Genomic DNA, 16,168 nt, shown 5'->3' with positions numbered 1-16,168 from the left:
GACGGGAAATGAGATCCAGATAACATAATGAGAAAGAAGAGCAAAAAAAAGCCGGCTGGCGCCGGCTTTCGGGTCACTGTCACCTGACGTTGACGTAGATACCGCTGGTCACGTTATCGGTCAGGCGGACCACATGGTAAATAACCTGCTTGTTGTGTGTTTTGATTTTACGCTTAATATTGCCTTTATGGGAAGAAACCGTCTTGGCCTTAATTTGCATTTTATCCGATATCTGTATGGTATCGTGGCCAGACATCCACATTTTAAGCATGTTTGATTCAGTCTGACTGAGCGTCAAAGGATGAATCTCACTGCTGGCTGAGTAGCGTGAAGATATATTATTATTTTTCTGAAAATACGCCAGTAATAAACTATCCAGTGTTGCAGGCTTAATCGCTTTTGAGGTAATAATCAGGTTCTTACGAACGTACAGATACTCCTCGAAATGAATATTAGAAATAGCCATAAAAATAAAAAACAGTGTATCAGGGTGGTGCATGATAATGGTTCTGATGCGCTGGCTGGCGTCAGCTTCATGAATGAAACAATCTTCATTAATAAAAACCACGCCCGGCTGAAGCTGCTGACATTTTGTTTGTAGCTGTTCAATGTCGCTAACGGAGGTAATATTTTTCTTTTTCACCCCTTTAACTGACATATAGTCCATGAGCCCAAGCCGTGTGTAGTTGCATGAATCCATTATAATCGTTGGCATAATAGTGACCCTCACCAAATTGTTATCCGTTTAAATCAACGATGAATTACGCGTTTGTGTAGTAACTGTGTAGTACTAATTAAATGCTGAATGGTGATCTCATTATTATTTCTTTCTTAAACTGTCAAAGGCGGTTGATAAGCCGCATTCATCCTGCCCATCTGTTTTAAAGCAAAGCGTTTCTCAGTTAACCAGGTTACTGAAATTGCTCATTTTTTATGGGTTCTCTGACTAAATTATCAATGTACAGTGTTGAAAGTCATTTTTGTGATCCACGACACTATCGCGCAGATCGCAGAAAATTCTGATAGGACGAATCCTAAAAAACATTCATTTTTCGAATGAATGCCTGTGAAAAAAGCGTTGACATCATCTTTTGCATAGTCATCAATGCATCAAAGCCTGAATAATTAAAAAAGTTATTAAAAATCAGCAGGTTGATGGAAGCGGTGCGACTCCGTACCGCGCAATGATACACATTTTACCCTTCATAAAATACGTCATATCCGGCTTGATAAGAATTATTTTCACTGGCGCACTCTTCTTATCAGAATTTCCTTAATGAAATTCTGATAAATATGGATCGGAAAATGCAGCTATACATTTTCAACGCTTAACAATGCTTATCTCATTACCAGGAAATAGTTAAGATTACTTACCTGGCATTTCAGACAAAATAGAGGAGAGTAGATCGAACACCTCACTGAACAAATGTTCACTGAAAGGCGCTATGAGGGGCATCATCAGGCTCAGGAAAACAATGCCCAATGATAAGGTAACGGGAAAGCCAATGGCGAAAACAGAGAGCTGAGGTGCAACGCGGTTTAACAAACCCAGGGCCAGGTTAAGCGTGAGCAGCAGAGTAATCAACGGCAGCGCTAATCGCAGGCCATTAAGGAAAATCAGACTTGCCGCTTTCGTCAGCGCCATAAACGCGTTTGCGTTAACGGGTTCGCCGCCGATAGGCAGGGTATGAAAACTGTCGGCGACCATCGAAATCAGCCAGAGATGGCCGTTGAAGGTTAAAAACAGCAGCATGACCAGCAAATCCATAAAGCGAGCCAGCACTGGCATATTCAGGCGGCTGGCAGGATCAAAGAAGGTGGCGAAGGACAACCCCATTTGCAAACCAATCACTTCTCCGGCAGTCCGTACCGCAGCGAAAGCGAATTGCATCGTAAAACCTATCGCGATGCCTATAAGAATTTGCTGAATCAGCAGCCAGAAGCCGCCAACTGAGAACAGCGTCATATTTACCGGCGGCAGCGAGGGGATTAATACCCAGGTGATCATCACGCCCAGCCCCAGCTTCACTTTTCGGCTGATGGCTTTTTCGCTGAGCAGCGGCGCGGTCATGATCAATGCCAGCACGCGGGCCAGCGGCCAGAAAAGCTGGCTGGTCCACGCAATGAGCTGACTGCTGTCGAAGGTAATCATTAACCGATCATATAAGGCAGATTGCTAAACAGGGTGCGCATATAGTCCAGCACCAGATTCAGCATCCACGGGCCTGCCACCACGATAGTGGTCACAACGGCCAGAATTTTAGGAATGAACGACAACGTTTGTTCATTAATCTGCGTTGCCGCCTGAAGCAGGCTGATAACCAGACCGCTGAGCAGCGCGGCCAACAGCAGAGGGGCGGCCAGGGCCAGCGCAACCTGCATGGCATCGTGACCAATAACCATCACCGATTCAGGTGTCATAGTGACTCCAAAAGACCTAAAGGCCGGGTTCGCCGGACGTTACGAATAAAAGCTCTGCGCCAGCGATCCCACCAGCAATTGCCAGCCATCCACCAGAACAAAAAGCATCAGCTTAAAGGGCAGCGAAATGGTCGCCGGTGGCACCATCATCATCCCCAGCGCCATCAGTACGCTGGCAACGACCAGGTCAATAATCAGAAACGGAATGAAAACGGTAAAACCAATCTGGAAGGCTGTTTTCAGCTCGCTGGTAACGTAAGCGGGCAGAAGAATACGCATCGGCACGGCTTCCGGTCCCTGCAACGGCGGCGTGTTGGCGAGGCGGGCGAAAAGTGCCAGGTCGGCTTCACGCGTCTGACGCAGCATAAACTCACGCAGCGGCTGAGCGCCTTTATCAATCGCCACCTGCATGCTGATTTTGTCCTGGCTGAACGGCAGGTAGGCTTCATCGTAAATCTTGTCGAACACCGGGCCCATAATGAAGAATGTCAGGAACAGCGCCAGGCCAAGCAGAACCTGGTTAGGCGGCGCAGAGGGCGTACCAAGCGCGTTGCGCAGCAAACCAAATACGATAATGATGCGGGTAAAGCTGGTCATCATCAGCAAAATGGCCGGAAGAAAAGTCAACGAGGTAATAAAAACCAGCGTCTGCACCGGCAAGGACCAGCTCTGTCCGCCGTTAGACATTGGTTGACTAATCAGGCCAGGAAGCTGCGCGTGAGCGCCCGGCGCCAGCAGTAAAAGCAGCGCCAGCAGAGACAGAGTGCGTTTCATTATGGCTTTCCGGGGCGTTTGATTAACGTCTGCAAAACCTGACGGAAGTCTGCCGGAGCAGCCGGAGGTTCCACATTTTCTTCTTCCGGGGCGGGCGGCAGCGTGTGCAGATGGGTAATCTGCTGGCTGGTTACGCCGAGAACCAGGCGAGCATTTTCCACGTTGACAATTACCACGCGCTCGCGCTGTCCTACCTGACAGCTTGCGCTGACCGAAAGGCTTTTCTGCCCACGGACGCCGCGTTTAGGCGCAAAGCCAAAGCGCTTCGCCAGCCACGCGCAGGCGAGGATCAACAGAATAATCACGGCCAGAACGGTGCTGACCTGCGTCAGCATCGAACCGGTAGAGATGGCCGGCTGACCAACCGGCTGATGCTGTACCTGGGTTGTTTTTTCGTTCATTAGCGGCTCAGACGACGCATACGTTCAGACGGCGTAATGATATCGGTAATACGCACGCCGTATTTATCAGCAACCACCACCACTTCGCCCTGCGCGATCAGGTAGCCGTTGATGAGAATATCCAGCGGCTCGCCCGCCAGACCTTCCAGCGCGACCACGGAACCCTGCGTCAGGCGCAGCAGCTCTTTAATGGTCATTTTGGTACGGCCCAATTCAACGGTCAGCTTGACCGGGATATCCATAATCAGATCGATATCCTGGAGCGAACCGGCAACGTCATTGCTTTCAAAGCTTTTAAAGACGCTTTCCGTTGGGGTGGTGCTGGCCTGCTCATTCATCGCGTCAGCCCACAGGTCGTCCGCGGAGATGTCGTCTTCGGACGGCTTATTGGTATCACTCATCGGGCTGTTCCTCATTCATCGAGTGCAAAATCGGGTTAATCAGATGTTCAACGCGCAGCGCGTACTGTCCGTTCAGGGTACCGTACTGGCTGGTTAATACCGGGACGCCATCAACGTGCGCGATAATGCGATCCGGTTTATCAATCGGTAATACATCGCCAGGCTTCAGCGCCAGCAGGCGTGAAATGCGCATCGACACGTCGGCAAAGTTAGCAACCAGCTCCAGTTCGGAGTGCTGAACCTGCTTAACCAGCGTCTCGCGCCACTGATGATCTTCCTGACGCGAGTTCTCCAGCGGCGGGTTGACCAGCGTTTCACGCAGCGGTTCGATCATGGCGAACGGAATGCAGATAGTAAATTCGCCTACCAGGTTGCCGATCTCAACGTGGAACGGCGTGGTGATCACGATATCGTTCGGGGAAGTGGTGATGTTGGTAAACTTCACCTGCATTTCCGAGCGAACATATTCCACTTCAATCGGATAGATAGGCTTCCATGCTTCACTATAGCCTTCAAGCGCCAGTTTGAGCATGCGACGGATCACACGTTGCTCGGTGGCGGTGAACTCGCGGCCTTCCACTTTGGTCGGAAAACGACCGTCGCCACCAAACAGGTTATCAACAGCAATAAACACCAGGCTTGGCGAAAATACCACCAGTGCCGTCCCGCGCAGCGGCTTAAGCTGAATCAGGTTCAGGTTGGTTGGCACCGGCAGGTTGCGCGCAAACTCATGGTATGGCTGGATCTTGATTGCGCCGACGGTGATATCCGGGCTGCGGCGCAGCAGATTAAACAGTGCCATACGATACGAGCGTGCAAAACGTTCGTTAATGATCTCCAGCGCCTGTAAACGTTCGCGAACCATGCGACGCTGGGTATTGGGATCGTAAGGACGAATATCACCATCGCCAGCGTTGTTGACGTTCTCTTCTGCCGCGCTGTCGCTGTCGCCATTGAGCAGCGCGTCAATTTCCGCCTGAGAAAGAATGCTGTCGCCCATGTTATTACCTCAGGATAAACGCAGTAAAGAGCACGTCGCTCACTACCTGCTGAGGCTGACCGGGTACCAGCGGCGGTGCCAGTACAGCTTTAATTTCTGACACCAGCGCCTGTTTGCCCTGTTCGTTGGCCAACGAAGCGGCATTCTGACGTGAAAGCAGCAGCAGTAAACGGCTGCGCACTTCCGGCAGAAAATCGTTCATGCGACGACGCGTCTCTTCATCGGGCAGACGGAGCGTAAAGCCCACGTACAGCACGCGATCGGGATCGTTATCAGGATTGATCAGGTTAACCGTAAAAGTATCCATCGCAAAAAACACCGGCGCGGGAGGCGGCTCCGGCTTGTGGGCCTGAGCGGCATCGGCGGAAGTGCTCTTCATGCGCCAGACTATATAGCCCGCCACGCTACAAGCGACCAGAGTCACCACCAGTATTATCGGCAGCAGGAGCTTGCGTTTTCCGCTTTTGGCTTTTTTATCAGACATATGAGCTATGACTTCCTGTGATGATGTAGGAGGTTTTGAACAACGTCGTTCTTATTTCCTCCGGCTTTATGGGCAGATTATCCCGCGTCTTGCGCCAAACAATAGGCAGAAAAGACGCGGATTTTGCCGCTAGCTTAGGCGTTTGTCTTTATCAGGCAAAAATATCGACGGCGCTGTTGCCGGAAGCGCGCGCCTGGAGCGAGGCAGGCACCGCCAGCGGCGTCACATCGGCGTCGCCGTCAGCGGTGAGGCTGAAGGTATTGCCGCCGCTGTTACGCGGCTGTTGCTGCTGTCCGTTAAAGCTTTGTCCCTGTTGAAACGCGTCACTGCTGACGTTGCTTTGGCCCAGACTGATGCCGTTTTCCGCCAGGGCGGTGCGCAGCTGCGGAAGCGCGGCTTCAAGCGCGGCACGCACATGACTGTGACTGGAAACCATGCTGAGCTGCGCCTGATCGTTATCCAGTTTCAGGCTGATCTGGATGCTGCCAAGATCCTGTGGATGCAAATGCAGCTCGGCGCTCTGCTGGCCGTTGCGGCTGAACATAAGGATCTGCTGTCCCAGCGCCTGTTGCCACTCCTCACTTCCCAACTGTGAGGTAAGCTGCGGCGTGGCTGCCGTGGCGGCAAACGGTGAGACGGCGGCAGGCGTAACGGCGGCCGACGTTGCGCCGAGCAGCGTATTGCTGGTCGCAGCAGCAGGCGCGGCAACGGAATTGTCTTTATCGGCTTCTTTACCGACCTGGCTCATTACCTGCTGAAACGTGTTGGTTTGTGAGGCAACATCCACAGGCGCATCCGGTGCATGTGCCGCGCTCTGATTAAGGCTGGCGGTCAGGCTTTTACCCGTTTTGTCGGCAGAGGCTGGCGTATCGCCGGTCAGCATCGCGCCGATCGTGCTCTGTTTGCCCACTTTATCCTGTACGGACTCCGTTACCGCCTCGCCGCTTTTCAGCGCGCTGCCGGTCGGCTGGGTCGCCGTTGGCGGCAGCATGGCGAAAAGCGCCTGAAGGGTTTGCATATCGCTGTCGCTGAGTGAGACAGCCGGATGCTGCTCATCTTCTTTCTCATCACTGACGGTTTTCACCGCGTCTTTACCGCCCGGCTGCCGGGTAAGCAGCGCGTTCAGCGTTTCCGGCTTATCAAGCGACATCAGCAACGCGTTCAGTTTCTCTTTTGAGGCCTGGCCGGTGTCGGCGGTTTGGGCCGCGTCAGTTGCCTGACCGGCAGAATCACTCTGTTTCGCCAGCGACAGCAGTTTATTACCGAGCAGGGCGACAAAACCCTGAGACGCTTTGCCCTGCGCGCCGTCGACGCTGTCGCCTGCGCCAGCGATATCAGCAGCGGCATCGGCCTGGGCGGCGTCAGCTTTGCCGTGGTTCGCGCTGGGTTTAGTTCCGGAAGTCACACCTGGCAACGTAATCATTCGCCTTTCCTCAATGATGCCCGCTGGGCAAATTCATCCATCCGTTTCTGATCGAGACGGTTTTCTTGTAAGAGTGCGTTAGCCTGCGCACGTGCCTGAAGGGTTTCATAGGCGTGCAGCCGCTGCTGTTTGTCGCGCCAGAAGTTCAACGCGTTTTCTACCCGACTGTTCCAGTGCGCAAGCTGCTGGCGGTGCTGTTCAATCGCTTTTTCCAGCGTTTCGATAAACTGGTGATAGTTGTACCAGCGGGTGCTGGCAATCCCTTCCGCCATCGTATTGTTCAGAGATTTACGATACTCATCCTGATAGTTGAGCAGCATTAATAACTGCTCATCGGCCTGTTTCTGAGCGCGCCGTACGTCGCCAAGCTGGATGGCGGCCTTTTCGAGGTCTTTCTGCGCCAGATCGCACAGGGTATCGATGGGCGATGCTTGTTTAGCCATAACCTCTCCCGAACGTTAACCAAAAATGGCCTGTAGATGCAGGCAGGCGTCGTCAAAGGTGCTGCGTTCGAACATGCCCTGTTGCAGGAAGGTTTCCAGCTCAGGATAGAGTTTGATCGCTTTATCCAGCATCGGGTCGCTGCCCGCCGCATAGGCGCCCACGCTGACCAGATCGCGGTTACGCTGGTAGCTGGAGAGCAACTGCTTAAACTGGCGAACGCGCGCGTAGTGTGTCTCATCAATCAGATGCGCCATTACGCGGCTGATTGAGGCTTCAATATCAATGGCCGGATAGTGGCCTGATTCCGCCAGGCGGCGCGACAGCACAATGTGGCCGTCAAGAATGGCGCGCGCCGAATCGGCAATCGGGTCCTGCTGATCGTCGCCTTCCGTCAGGACGGTATAGAAGGCGGTAATCGAACCGCCGCCGTCGATGCCGTTACCGGCGCGCTCAACCAGCGCGGGCAGCTTGGCGAATACTGAAGGCGGATAGCCTTTGGTTGCGGGCGGTTCGCCGATAGCCAGGGCGATCTCACGCTGCGCCATAGCATAGCGGGTCAGGGAGTCCATAATCAGCAGCACGTGCTGGCCACGGTCGCGGAAATCTTCGGCGATGCGGGTGGCGTACGCCGCGCCCTGCATGCGCAACAGCGGCGACACATCCGCCGGCGCCGCAATCACCACCGCGCGCGCGCGTCCTTCCGCACCCAGAATGTTCTCGATAAAGTCTTTTACTTCACGCCCGCGTTCGCCGATCAGCCCGACCACAATCACGTCCGCTTTGGTATAACGCGCCATCATGCCGAGCAGCACGCTTTTGCCCACGCCGGAGCCGGCGAACAGGCCCATGCGCTGGCCGCGTCCGACGGTCAGCAGCGCGTTGATCGCGCGAACGCCGGTGTCCAGTACGTCGGTAATCGGCGTGCGTTGCAGTGGGTTAAAGGGCGGGGTGATCAGCGGCGCGCGGTAGCCGGTTTCCGGCGCGGGCAGGCCGTCCAGCGGACGCCCGCTGCCATCCAGTACGCGGCCCAACAATTCCGGGCCGAGCATTAACTGTTTACCACTGTGCTGGCTGTCGCCCGCAACGCGTGCATAAACGCGCGCGCCGGGTAAAATGCCTTCCACTTCTTCCAGCGGCATCAGGAACAGCCGCTGTCCGTTAAAGCCGACCACTTCGCTTTCCACTTCGGACACGTTTTGACCGTCCAGGCGCTCAATCACGCAGGTGGCGCCCAGCGGAAGCTGTAGGCCGGTTGCCTCAAGCACCAGACCGGTGGCGCGGGTCAGGCGGCCGTAGCGGCGCACATCCGGCACCTGGGTCAGGCGGTTTTCGAACGAATCAAGCGCGCCAAGCCAGCGCGAAAGGCGAGTGCTCATCAGAGTTCTCCGGGCGCGGCCAGACGGCAAAGTTCATGCCAGCGCGTGGCAATGCTGGCATCCAGATCGCCATCTTCGGCGCTGACCTTACAGCCGCCGGGATGGATGGTGCTGTCCGCCATCAGGCGCCAGCCATGCAGGCTGAGCGTGGCGCCCAGCGTCTGTTCAACGCGCTGTAAATCATCCGGATGCACGCGCAGGGTCGGTTTGCCGCTGAACATCGGTTCCTGCTGGATCATCCCCTGAATCTGGCGAAGCAGGGCGGTGCCGTCGACGTGCGGCGCCTGGCCGATGACCTGCCGCGCGGCTTCCAGCGCCAGCTGCATCAGGCGTGCGGCGATGACGCTGTCCAGCGCCTCCAGCGTGTGATGAAACTCGGAAACCAACTGCTGCATGCGCGCCTGAAGCGGCGCCTGCTGCTGCTGTGCTTCCGCCAGACCCTGCTGGAAACCGGCGTCATAGCCCGCTTTCTGCCCTTCGCTGAAGCCTTGCTGATGACCTTCGGCGTAGCCAAGACCCTGGGCCTCGGTGCGCACCTGGCTTTGCAACTGCTCCAGCGCGAACTGTTGCTGATCAAACGGTTCTTCCTCATCGACGACCGGCTCCATCCGCTCGATAACGGACGGCTTATTAAGCTGAGCCAGGTCGTTGGGCTGCCAGCGCTGCCAGGCCAGAGTGGACTTATCAGACATACTGTTCCTCGCCGCCGCCAATCACCATCTCGCCGCTCTCCGCCAGACGGCGAACGATAAGCAGAATGGCTTTCTGCTCGTTTTCGACCGCAGACATACGCATCGGGCCACGGTTGGAGAGATCGTCGCGCAGAATATCGGCTGCACGCTGGGACATATTGCGCAGGAACTTCTCGCGCAGCGGCTGCTCGGAACCTTTCAGCGCCACCAGCAGCGATTCGGACTCCACTTCCTGGAGCAGGCGCTGGATGCTGCGGTCGTCCACGTCCACCAGGTTTTCGAACAGGAACATTTCGTCGATAATTTTCTGCGCCAGTTCGCCGTCGAACTCGCGAACCGCACCGATGACCGCCTCTTCCTGCTGCGACTTCATCAGGTTGATAATTTCTGCTGCGGTTCTCACGCCGCCCATCTTCGCACGCTTGAGGTTCTGACCGTGCAGCAGTCCGTTCAGCACTTCGGTCAGCTCTGCCAGCGCCGCAGGCTGTACGCCGCCAAAGGTGGCGATACGCAGCATGACGTCATGACGCAGGCGTTCGTCAAACTGCGCAACAATATCGGCAGCCTGCGCACGTTTCAGGTGCACCAGAATGGTGGCGATAATCTGCGGATGCTCGTCGCGGATCAGGTCGGCCGCAGCCTGCGGTTCCATAAAGTTGAGCGTTTCCATGCCGGAGGTGGTTTCACGGGTTTCAAGAATGTCTTCCAGCAGGCTGGAGGCACGTTCTTCGCCCATCGCTTTAATCAGCACCGAACGCAGGTATTCGTTTGAATTGAGGCTGAGCGCGGCAAACTGCTCGGCGTCCGTTTCAAATTCACGCAGCACATCGGTCAGTTGCTTGTGCGAAACCTGGCGCATATTGGAAATGGCGGTGCTGAGGTGCTGTACCTCGCGTGAATCCAGGTGCTTAAACACTTCGGCGGCACGGTCTTCGCCAATCGTCATCATCAGGATGGCGCTTTTTTCAGTTCCGGTGAGACTCATAGTTCTTCCTTCATCCACTGGCGAATGACCAGAGCCACAACGCGCGGATCGTTTTCTGACATTTCACGAATTCGCTGGCTCATTGCCTCAGCACTTAAGCGGTGCTGAGATTTACGTTCCTGATCGGCCTCATCTTTCGACAGGCTGACGGAGACGGCATCATCATCATCACGCTGCTGACTGGCCAGCGCTCTCGCTTCGGCAACCGCTTTTTCCTGCTCTGCCTTGCGACGCAGCTGCGGACGAACCAGCTTGCGATAGAGTATCCAGGCCACAATCAGCACCAGCAACCAGCGTCCTGCTTCCATCATCTGGTCGATGAAGGACTGCTGCTGCCAGAACGGCAGGTCGCCGCCGGTGTCCTGCGCGCTTTCGGTAAACGGTGAGTTCACCACATTCAGGCTGTCGCCGCGCTTGTCGGAATAGCCCATCGCTTCACGCGTCAGGTTTTCAATCTGTTTGATCTGTGCGTCAGTCAGCGCAATCGGCTTACCGGCAGCGTCAGCCTTGTAGTTCACTACCACGGCAACGGAAAGACGCTGCACTTCACCCACGTTCATTTTGGTGTGGAGGATGGTGCGATCCACTTCGAAGTTAGTGGTGTTATCGCGACGTGTATTCGATGGCATTGCGCTGGCGGCTGTACTGGTTGAGCCCGCCTGATTCGCTGTGCCGTTGGCTGCCGCGTTGGCATTGTTCTGGCCGTTCTGGCCGTTTGCTGCGTTCGCACCGTTAGCAGGCGTGGTAATGGGTGCCTGGTTCGCCGGCGCCGGCTGGTTCGACAGCGCGCCCGGTACGCCGCCAGGATACTGGCCGCCGAGCTGCTCGCTGTCGCTCATCTGACGAGAACGGATCGCCTGATTCGCCGGATCGCTGTTAGGTTTGAACTGCTCGTCCGTTTGTTCACGGGCGTTGAAGTCAATCTGCGCCGTGACCTGGGCATGCACGTTACCGTTACCGAGAATCGGGTTCAGAATGGCTTCAATACGCTGCTGATAGCGGTTTTCAACGTCGCTGGCATATTTCAACTGCGCGTCGTTAAGGTCGCGACCGGCATTGTCAGACTGGGTAAGCAAATGACCGGCCTGATCGACCACGGTCACGTTGCCCGGCGGCAGGCCAGCCACGCTACTGGAAACCATATGGGTAATGGCATTGATCTGTCCCTGATCCAGCGCGCGACCAGGTTGCAGCATTAAGGTAACGGAAGCAGAAGGCGCTTTCTGCTCACGCACAAACAGCGATGGCTTCGGCATTGCCAGATGAACGCGAACGTTTTTAACCGGACCCAGCGTTTCGATGGTGCGGGCCAGTTCGCCTTCCAGTGCGCGCTGGTAGTTGACCTGCTCGCTGAACTGGCTGATGCCGAATTTTTCTTTATCCAGCAGCTCAAAGCCAACCGCACCGCCTTTCGGCAGACCCTGTTCGGCCAGGCGAAGACGCAGCTCGTGAACTTTCTCAGCCGGAACCATCAGCGCACCACCTTTATCGTCAAACTGATAAGGGATGTTCATCTGGGTCAGTTGAGTGATGATGGCGCCGCCATCCTCATCGCTGAGATTGTTATAAAGGACACGATATTCTGGCTGCTTAGCCCACAGCACCATGGCGACCACGATGGCGATCACCGCCGCCGCTGCCAAAAGGATCGGTAGGCGAGGATTTGCGCGTAGTCGAGCGAAAAGGTCGTTCAGACCTTTCTTCTCTGGTTGATCCTGCGTGACAGTTGCATTCATGACTCGTTCCTGCCTGACCGTTTCGTGTTATGTGATAACAAGACTGACTCCCTGAAGCGCTGGCTTGATATTTCCACTTCTGATGGCTGCCATTATTTTCTGAAATCAAAATTTCGATGGCTGGATAAGCCACGTTTTATGCGTTCATTTAGAGCCTTTGTCTCATTGACATTGTGATAAGTTTAATGACAGCAAAATCCGCTACTGGAATCTTACCGGAGAAAATGATGGCAATTCAGGGTATTGAGAGTGTAATGCAGCAGCTTCAGGCCACGGCAGTGCAGGCGGCTGGCGGGCGTTCTGATGCGGCGAATCACGCCGACTTTGCGGGCGAACTGAAAGCGGCGCTGAATAAAATCAGCGACACGCAGAATGCGGCACGCACGCAGGCGCAGGATTTTGAGATGGGCAAAGCCGGTGTGAATCTGAACGATGTCATGATCGACTTACAGAAATCGTCCGTTTCAATGCAGATGGGGATTCAGGTACGTAATAAACTGGTCAGCGCCTATACCGATATCATGAATATGCAGGTTTAGAAGCCTGAATGGCGCTGCCGAAAAGCAGCGCTGCTTCCGCGATGTGCATGGTGGGTCGTGCAGGGTTCGAACCTGCGACCAATTGATTAAGAGTCAACTGCTCTACCAGCTGAGCTAACGACCCGATGCGCAGGCAATATTACCACTGCATTGTATAAAAATATTGCGTTATATCAAATAGTGTTAACCGCACAGACTGCCCTGAAACTTCCACGCTTTACAGGTGCTCGACTACACTCAGATCTTCTGGAGCTTTAGGAGAGCACTATGTCAGATAAAAAACAAAATACCCACCGCAAGCATGAAGGCGATGTACATAAAGGGTTGCCGGAGAACGCGCCTGATGTTGGTAATGCTTATGAAGAAGATGATTACCCGGCAAAAGACAGCCCGCAGGAGCACGGCGAGGTTCCCCGCACGCGTGATGACAGCGAACATCATAAAAAAGATCCTTTTAAACAGTCCTGATCCTCGCATTATTATCGGGTTCGCGAAATGCGGCCCGATAATTAAAAAACCTTCTGTACTTTTTCTCCCTCCTGCCGATAACTTCTCTGAGTCAATTTAGCTGCGCTAATGCTTGATACGTGAAAACGAACAACGCGACACAACTCCGGCGGCTCGCTAATACCGTTGACCAACGACAATAACAACGTAGGGGATTTCACGTGGATAATTTTCAGAAAGAAATTGATGAGCGAGCGAACCTTGCATTATCCAATAAGTTTGAACTGTTGCTGTTCAGACTGGGCGCCGATGCGGCGGATGAAAAGTCTGAACTGTACGGGATAAACGTATTCAAGCTGCGTGAAATCGTGCCGATGCCGACCATAACTAAAGCGGCCGGGATGCAGTCGCCGCTGCTGGGGATGGCTAATATTCGCGGCCAGCTGATCCCGGTTATCGATCTGCCTGCCGTCGCTGGCTGTACGCCGACCACCGGCCTTAATCTGTTGCTGGTCACTGAATATGCACGCAGCACGCAGGCCTTTGCTGTCGAGTCGGTGGAGGATATCGTCCGCCTTAACTGGAGCCAGGTGCATACCGCAGAATCCGGGGTGGGCAGCCGTAATATCACCAGCATCGCGCTGCTGGAAGGCACCCAGCAGGAGAATGCTATGGCGCTGGTGCTGGATGTTGAACAGATCCTGCATGACGTTATTCCGTCGGTACGCGAGGTGAAAGAGGGTGATATCAGCCTGAAAAACTTCCAGATTAAACCGGGCGCCGTGGCGATTGTTGCTGAAGATTCAAAAGTAGCCCGCTCGATGCTTGAGCAGGGACTGAAAGCGATGGGCATTCCGGCCATGATGCATACTACCGGGCTGGAGGCCTGGGAGCAGATCAAGGTGATGGCGCGCCAGGCGGCCGAAGAGGGCGTGTCGATACGGGACAAAATCGGGCTGGTGCTAACGGATCTTGAGATGCCGGAAATGGATGGTTTTACCCTGACGCGCAATATTAAGACCGATCAAAATCTTAAAAGTATTCCGGTGGTTATCCACTCTTCGCTGTCGGGCAGCGCAAACGAAGACCATGTACGTAAAGTAGGCGCCAATGGCTACGTGGCGAAATTCGAAATTAACCAGCTTTCCGCCATTATTCACAAGGTGCTGGAAGAAGCGGTGGCCTGATACCGGGCCATAAAAAAGCCACATCAGTGGCTTTTTTAACGCCTTACAGTTCGCCCGGCGTGCGCTGTATGACAAACTCCAACGCATGTCGGTAAATATCAAGCTGAACCACGTCCTTCTCCGTCTCAAGCTTTTCTAACAGCTTAAAAATGATTGCTTTATGGGAAACGAATCCCTCAGTGGCGGAAAGCTCGTGAATAATCGCGGTAATAACGTCGGATTCACTGCGGTGCAACTCACGCGCGAACTGAAAATCATCAGGTATTAATGAATCCGTTGAACAGTGTTGTTGTAGCATCATTTTCTCCAGGCGTTGATGCGCCCGACTCAATAATTCTGGCCCGGCGATTACTGTAAGGTGCAAGCGGTGTCTGGAGATAAACTTATACAACATTCTTAGGTTTGTACAATTACGCGCAGGGTGTTTTTCATAATTGTACACTTCACTCGTCACTTATCTGCGCGCCTTTTTATCTCTCCATTCCCCACCGAAGCGGCTTCTGGCAGGCCTTGACCGTAAAATCTACTCAACCAGCGGCACGTTAATTAGCGCTAAATTTCCTTGTTGTACAGCAACCTGCTTTTCAGGCTGCTGAAAAGAGTTGATCGTTGCGAATAAAGAAAATACTGTATGTATAAACAGTACTAATCAGAGGCGCTTAACGATGCTCATTTTCCTGATGTTTTTAAAACGCGTTCATTGCATCCCGATAGCACACAGGCAATTTTTTTTATCAGAAGTTTTTCCTGCCGTTTTATCTGCACGTTTTGCTGCCTGCGCTTTTTATAACGACTTTTACAGGTGCCATTTTCACGAGCGGTTAACCAGATAATGGTAGTCATAAGTGCATCTCCACAGGGTGAGCAGATAAACAGACTGACACTTCAGGGCTGCTTGAATAACAGCAAGCTTTCTGTTAATAAAACAATAGCTATTGTTATTATTAATATCAATGGTTATTAGGTGATTAATTTTCGCTATTGGTTCAACCTTTTGATTTAAAAGTATTTATTGTTTTTTCAAGCTTTTTTTTACGCGTTTTTGTGGCGATTTGGTGAAAAGCTTTACTAATCTATTCATTTAAGACAATGCGCCAAAGTCCCTCTGAGGCTAATCTGTTTCAGAGGGCGGTTTTAGCGAGGGTAAAGTGATGATATCTGTGCTATACAGAGTTTCCCCAGGCTGCTACAAGGAAACAATTCTGCAAGGGCAGGATATGAGTTCTTACCGCCTTAAATCACGGATTAGAAAAATTGCGACGCCTATTAACGCTGAGTCATTTGAGAGTTCAACGGCGGGCAGACGCGGATCGTCAACGGTTAAAAAACCGTTAGTTGGGCCTTCAAGATAGCGATAAACTGATATGCGGGAATGCACCTGAGCGATGACCAGATCTCCAGATTCAGCTGGTACGTCTGTGTCAACAATAACGATGGTGCCGGCGGTGGCTTCGTTACAACCGCTGTTTCTCTCAAGAATGTAGGCGCGCCAGGTTTTTTTGGATTTCACCCCATTGGGCGTAGACACCATTTCGCTGGTTTTGCCCTCGGGGCCCCATACCGCGACAGTTGTACCATTTTTTACTTTATCAACGTTGTTTAATCCCGCCGGACCGCGCATTTCTCCTTCACCGTTTGCCAGCCATTCAACATTGACTTCAAGTGCACGAGCAATATCGACAAGCTTACGCGATCCCTCCGCTTCTCCTTTCGTCAAACGCCAGATTGTAGGTTGAGACACGCCAGAAGCTTTAGCTAAAGCTCCCTGCGTAAATCCCATCGTAGACATGGCTATGTTCAGCCGCGAGGCAAGAGTATTAGGTTTCATATGACAGAATTTATAGCGACGCGTATTTTT

General features: G+C 53.4%; 20 protein-coding genes and 1 tRNA gene. 3 read left to right on the top strand and 18 right to left on the bottom strand.

The window, feature by feature from the left end:
- Positions 1-79 precede the first annotated feature (79 nt).
- The 14 genes from rcsA to fliF all read right to left on the bottom strand — a co-directional run bounded on the left by rcsA (position 80) and on the right by fliF (position 12,137).
- Entirely contained in the window at positions 80-715 is a 636-nt protein-coding gene (gene rcsA, locus FA91_RS11005) for a transcriptional regulator RcsA (protein ID WP_034915689.1), read from the bottom strand.
- Positions 716-1,366: 651 nt separating this feature from the next.
- Positions 1,367-2,152, bottom strand: a complete 786-nt coding sequence (gene fliR, locus FA91_RS11000; RefSeq protein WP_034915688.1) for a flagellar biosynthetic protein FliR — start codon at positions 2,150-2,152, stop codon at positions 1,367-1,369.
- Positions 2,152-2,421 (bottom strand): flagellar biosynthesis protein FliQ, encoded by a 270-nt coding sequence (gene fliQ, locus FA91_RS10995; RefSeq protein ID WP_034915686.1) that lies wholly within the window; start codon positions 2,419-2,421, stop codon positions 2,152-2,154. Before fliQ ends, fliR begins: the two co-directional genes overlap by 1 nt.
- A 39-nt stretch (positions 2,422-2,460) precedes the next feature.
- Positions 2,461-3,195, bottom strand: a complete 735-nt coding sequence (gene fliP, locus FA91_RS10990; protein ID WP_034915684.1) for a flagellar type III secretion system pore protein FliP — start codon at positions 3,193-3,195, stop codon at positions 2,461-2,463.
- Positions 3,195-3,596 carry a flagellar biosynthetic protein FliO gene (gene fliO, locus FA91_RS10985; protein WP_034915681.1) on the bottom strand — a complete coding sequence of 134 codons (402 nt, stop codon included), beginning with the start codon at positions 3,594-3,596 and terminating at the stop codon, positions 3,195-3,197. The genes fliP and fliO overlap by 1 nt, the downstream gene beginning before the upstream one ends.
- Positions 3,596-3,997 (bottom strand): flagellar motor switch protein FliN, encoded by a 402-nt coding sequence (gene fliN, locus FA91_RS10980; protein WP_034915679.1) that lies wholly within the window; start codon positions 3,995-3,997, stop codon positions 3,596-3,598. Before fliN ends, fliO begins: the two co-directional genes overlap by 1 nt.
- A complete protein-coding gene (fliM, locus tag FA91_RS10975) occupies positions 3,990-4,997 on the bottom strand; it encodes a flagellar motor switch protein FliM (protein WP_034915677.1) in 1,008 nt (335 codons plus the stop codon). Before fliM ends, fliN begins: the two co-directional genes overlap by 8 nt.
- A gap of 4 nt (positions 4,998-5,001) precedes the next feature.
- Positions 5,002-5,481, bottom strand: coding sequence for a flagellar basal body-associated protein FliL (fliL, locus tag FA91_RS10970; protein ID WP_034915676.1), 480 nt, complete (start codon positions 5,479-5,481; stop codon positions 5,002-5,004).
- 151 nt (positions 5,482-5,632) lie between these two features.
- Positions 5,633-6,904, bottom strand: coding sequence for a flagellar hook-length control protein FliK (locus tag FA91_RS10965; RefSeq protein ID WP_034915673.1), 1,272 nt, complete (start codon positions 6,902-6,904; stop codon positions 5,633-5,635).
- Complete coding sequence (fliJ, locus tag FA91_RS10960) at positions 6,901-7,347, bottom strand: flagellar export protein FliJ (protein WP_034915671.1); 447 nt, start codon at positions 7,345-7,347, stop codon at positions 6,901-6,903. Before fliJ ends, FA91_RS10965 begins: the two co-directional genes overlap by 4 nt.
- Positions 7,348-7,362: 15 nt before the next feature.
- Positions 7,363-8,724, bottom strand: coding sequence for a flagellar protein export ATPase FliI (fliI, locus tag FA91_RS10955; RefSeq protein WP_034915666.1), 1,362 nt, complete (start codon positions 8,722-8,724; stop codon positions 7,363-7,365).
- The gene (gene fliH / locus FA91_RS10950; RefSeq protein WP_034915664.1) at positions 8,724-9,416 is read right to left on the bottom strand and encodes a flagellar assembly protein FliH; all 693 of its coding nucleotides are present in this window, start codon (positions 9,414-9,416) and stop codon (positions 8,724-8,726) included. Before fliH ends, fliI begins: the two co-directional genes overlap by 1 nt.
- The gene (gene fliG, locus FA91_RS10945; protein ID WP_034915662.1) at positions 9,409-10,401 is read right to left on the bottom strand and encodes a flagellar motor switch protein FliG; all 993 of its coding nucleotides are present in this window, start codon (positions 10,399-10,401) and stop codon (positions 9,409-9,411) included. The genes fliH and fliG overlap by 8 nt, the downstream gene beginning before the upstream one ends.
- Positions 10,398-12,137 carry a flagellar basal-body MS-ring/collar protein FliF gene (gene fliF, locus FA91_RS10940; RefSeq protein ID WP_034915661.1) on the bottom strand — a complete coding sequence of 580 codons (1,740 nt, stop codon included), beginning with the start codon at positions 12,135-12,137 and terminating at the stop codon, positions 10,398-10,400. The genes fliG and fliF overlap by 4 nt, the downstream gene beginning before the upstream one ends.
- Positions 12,138-12,364: 227 nt before the next feature.
- Here fliF and fliE point away from each other — a divergent pair, with 227 nt between their 5' ends.
- Positions 12,365-12,676 (top strand): flagellar hook-basal body complex protein FliE, encoded by a 312-nt coding sequence (gene fliE, locus FA91_RS10935; protein ID WP_034915658.1) that lies wholly within the window; start codon positions 12,365-12,367, stop codon positions 12,674-12,676.
- 48 nt (positions 12,677-12,724) lie between these two features.
- On the opposite strand, the gene FA91_RS10930 is transcribed toward fliE, so the two are convergent.
- A tRNA-Lys gene (locus FA91_RS10930) sits at positions 12,725-12,800 on the bottom strand.
- A gap of 143 nt (positions 12,801-12,943) precedes the next feature.
- On the opposite strand from FA91_RS10930, the gene FA91_RS10925 reads away from it, so the two are divergent.
- Both FA91_RS10925 and FA91_RS10920 read left to right on the top strand, forming a co-directional pair.
- A complete protein-coding gene (locus FA91_RS10925; protein ID WP_034915657.1) occupies positions 12,944-13,144 on the top strand; it encodes a hypothetical protein in 201 nt (66 codons plus the stop codon).
- Positions 13,145-13,344: 200 nt separating this feature from the next.
- Entirely contained in the window at positions 13,345-14,310 is a 966-nt protein-coding gene (locus FA91_RS10920) for a chemotaxis protein (RefSeq protein ID WP_034915654.1), read from the top strand.
- Positions 14,311-14,353: 43 nt separating this feature from the next.
- On the opposite strand, the gene FA91_RS10915 is transcribed toward FA91_RS10920, so the two are convergent.
- From FA91_RS10915 to FA91_RS10910, 3 genes are all read right to left on the bottom strand, one after another.
- Positions 14,354-14,611, bottom strand: coding sequence for a biofilm development regulator YmgB/AriR family protein (locus FA91_RS10915; RefSeq protein WP_231566764.1), 258 nt, complete (start codon positions 14,609-14,611; stop codon positions 14,354-14,356).
- 368 nt (positions 14,612-14,979) lie between these two features.
- A complete protein-coding gene (locus FA91_RS21025; RefSeq protein WP_156103074.1) occupies positions 14,980-15,153 on the bottom strand; it encodes a hypothetical protein in 174 nt (57 codons plus the stop codon).
- 382 nt (positions 15,154-15,535) lie between these two features.
- Positions 15,536-16,138 carry a LexA family transcriptional regulator gene (locus tag FA91_RS10910; RefSeq protein WP_034915650.1) on the bottom strand — a complete coding sequence of 201 codons (603 nt, stop codon included), beginning with the start codon at positions 16,136-16,138 and terminating at the stop codon, positions 15,536-15,538.
- Positions 16,139-16,168 lie beyond the last annotated feature (30 nt).

Origin of the sequence: Erwinia sp. 9145 (assembly GCF_000745075.1) — a bacterium.
Taxonomy (GTDB): Bacteria; Pseudomonadota; Gammaproteobacteria; order Enterobacterales; family Enterobacteriaceae; genus Erwinia; species Erwinia oleae.
Note: the sequence above shows the minus strand (reverse complement) of the source record. Positions and strands in the feature narration are given on the sequence as shown.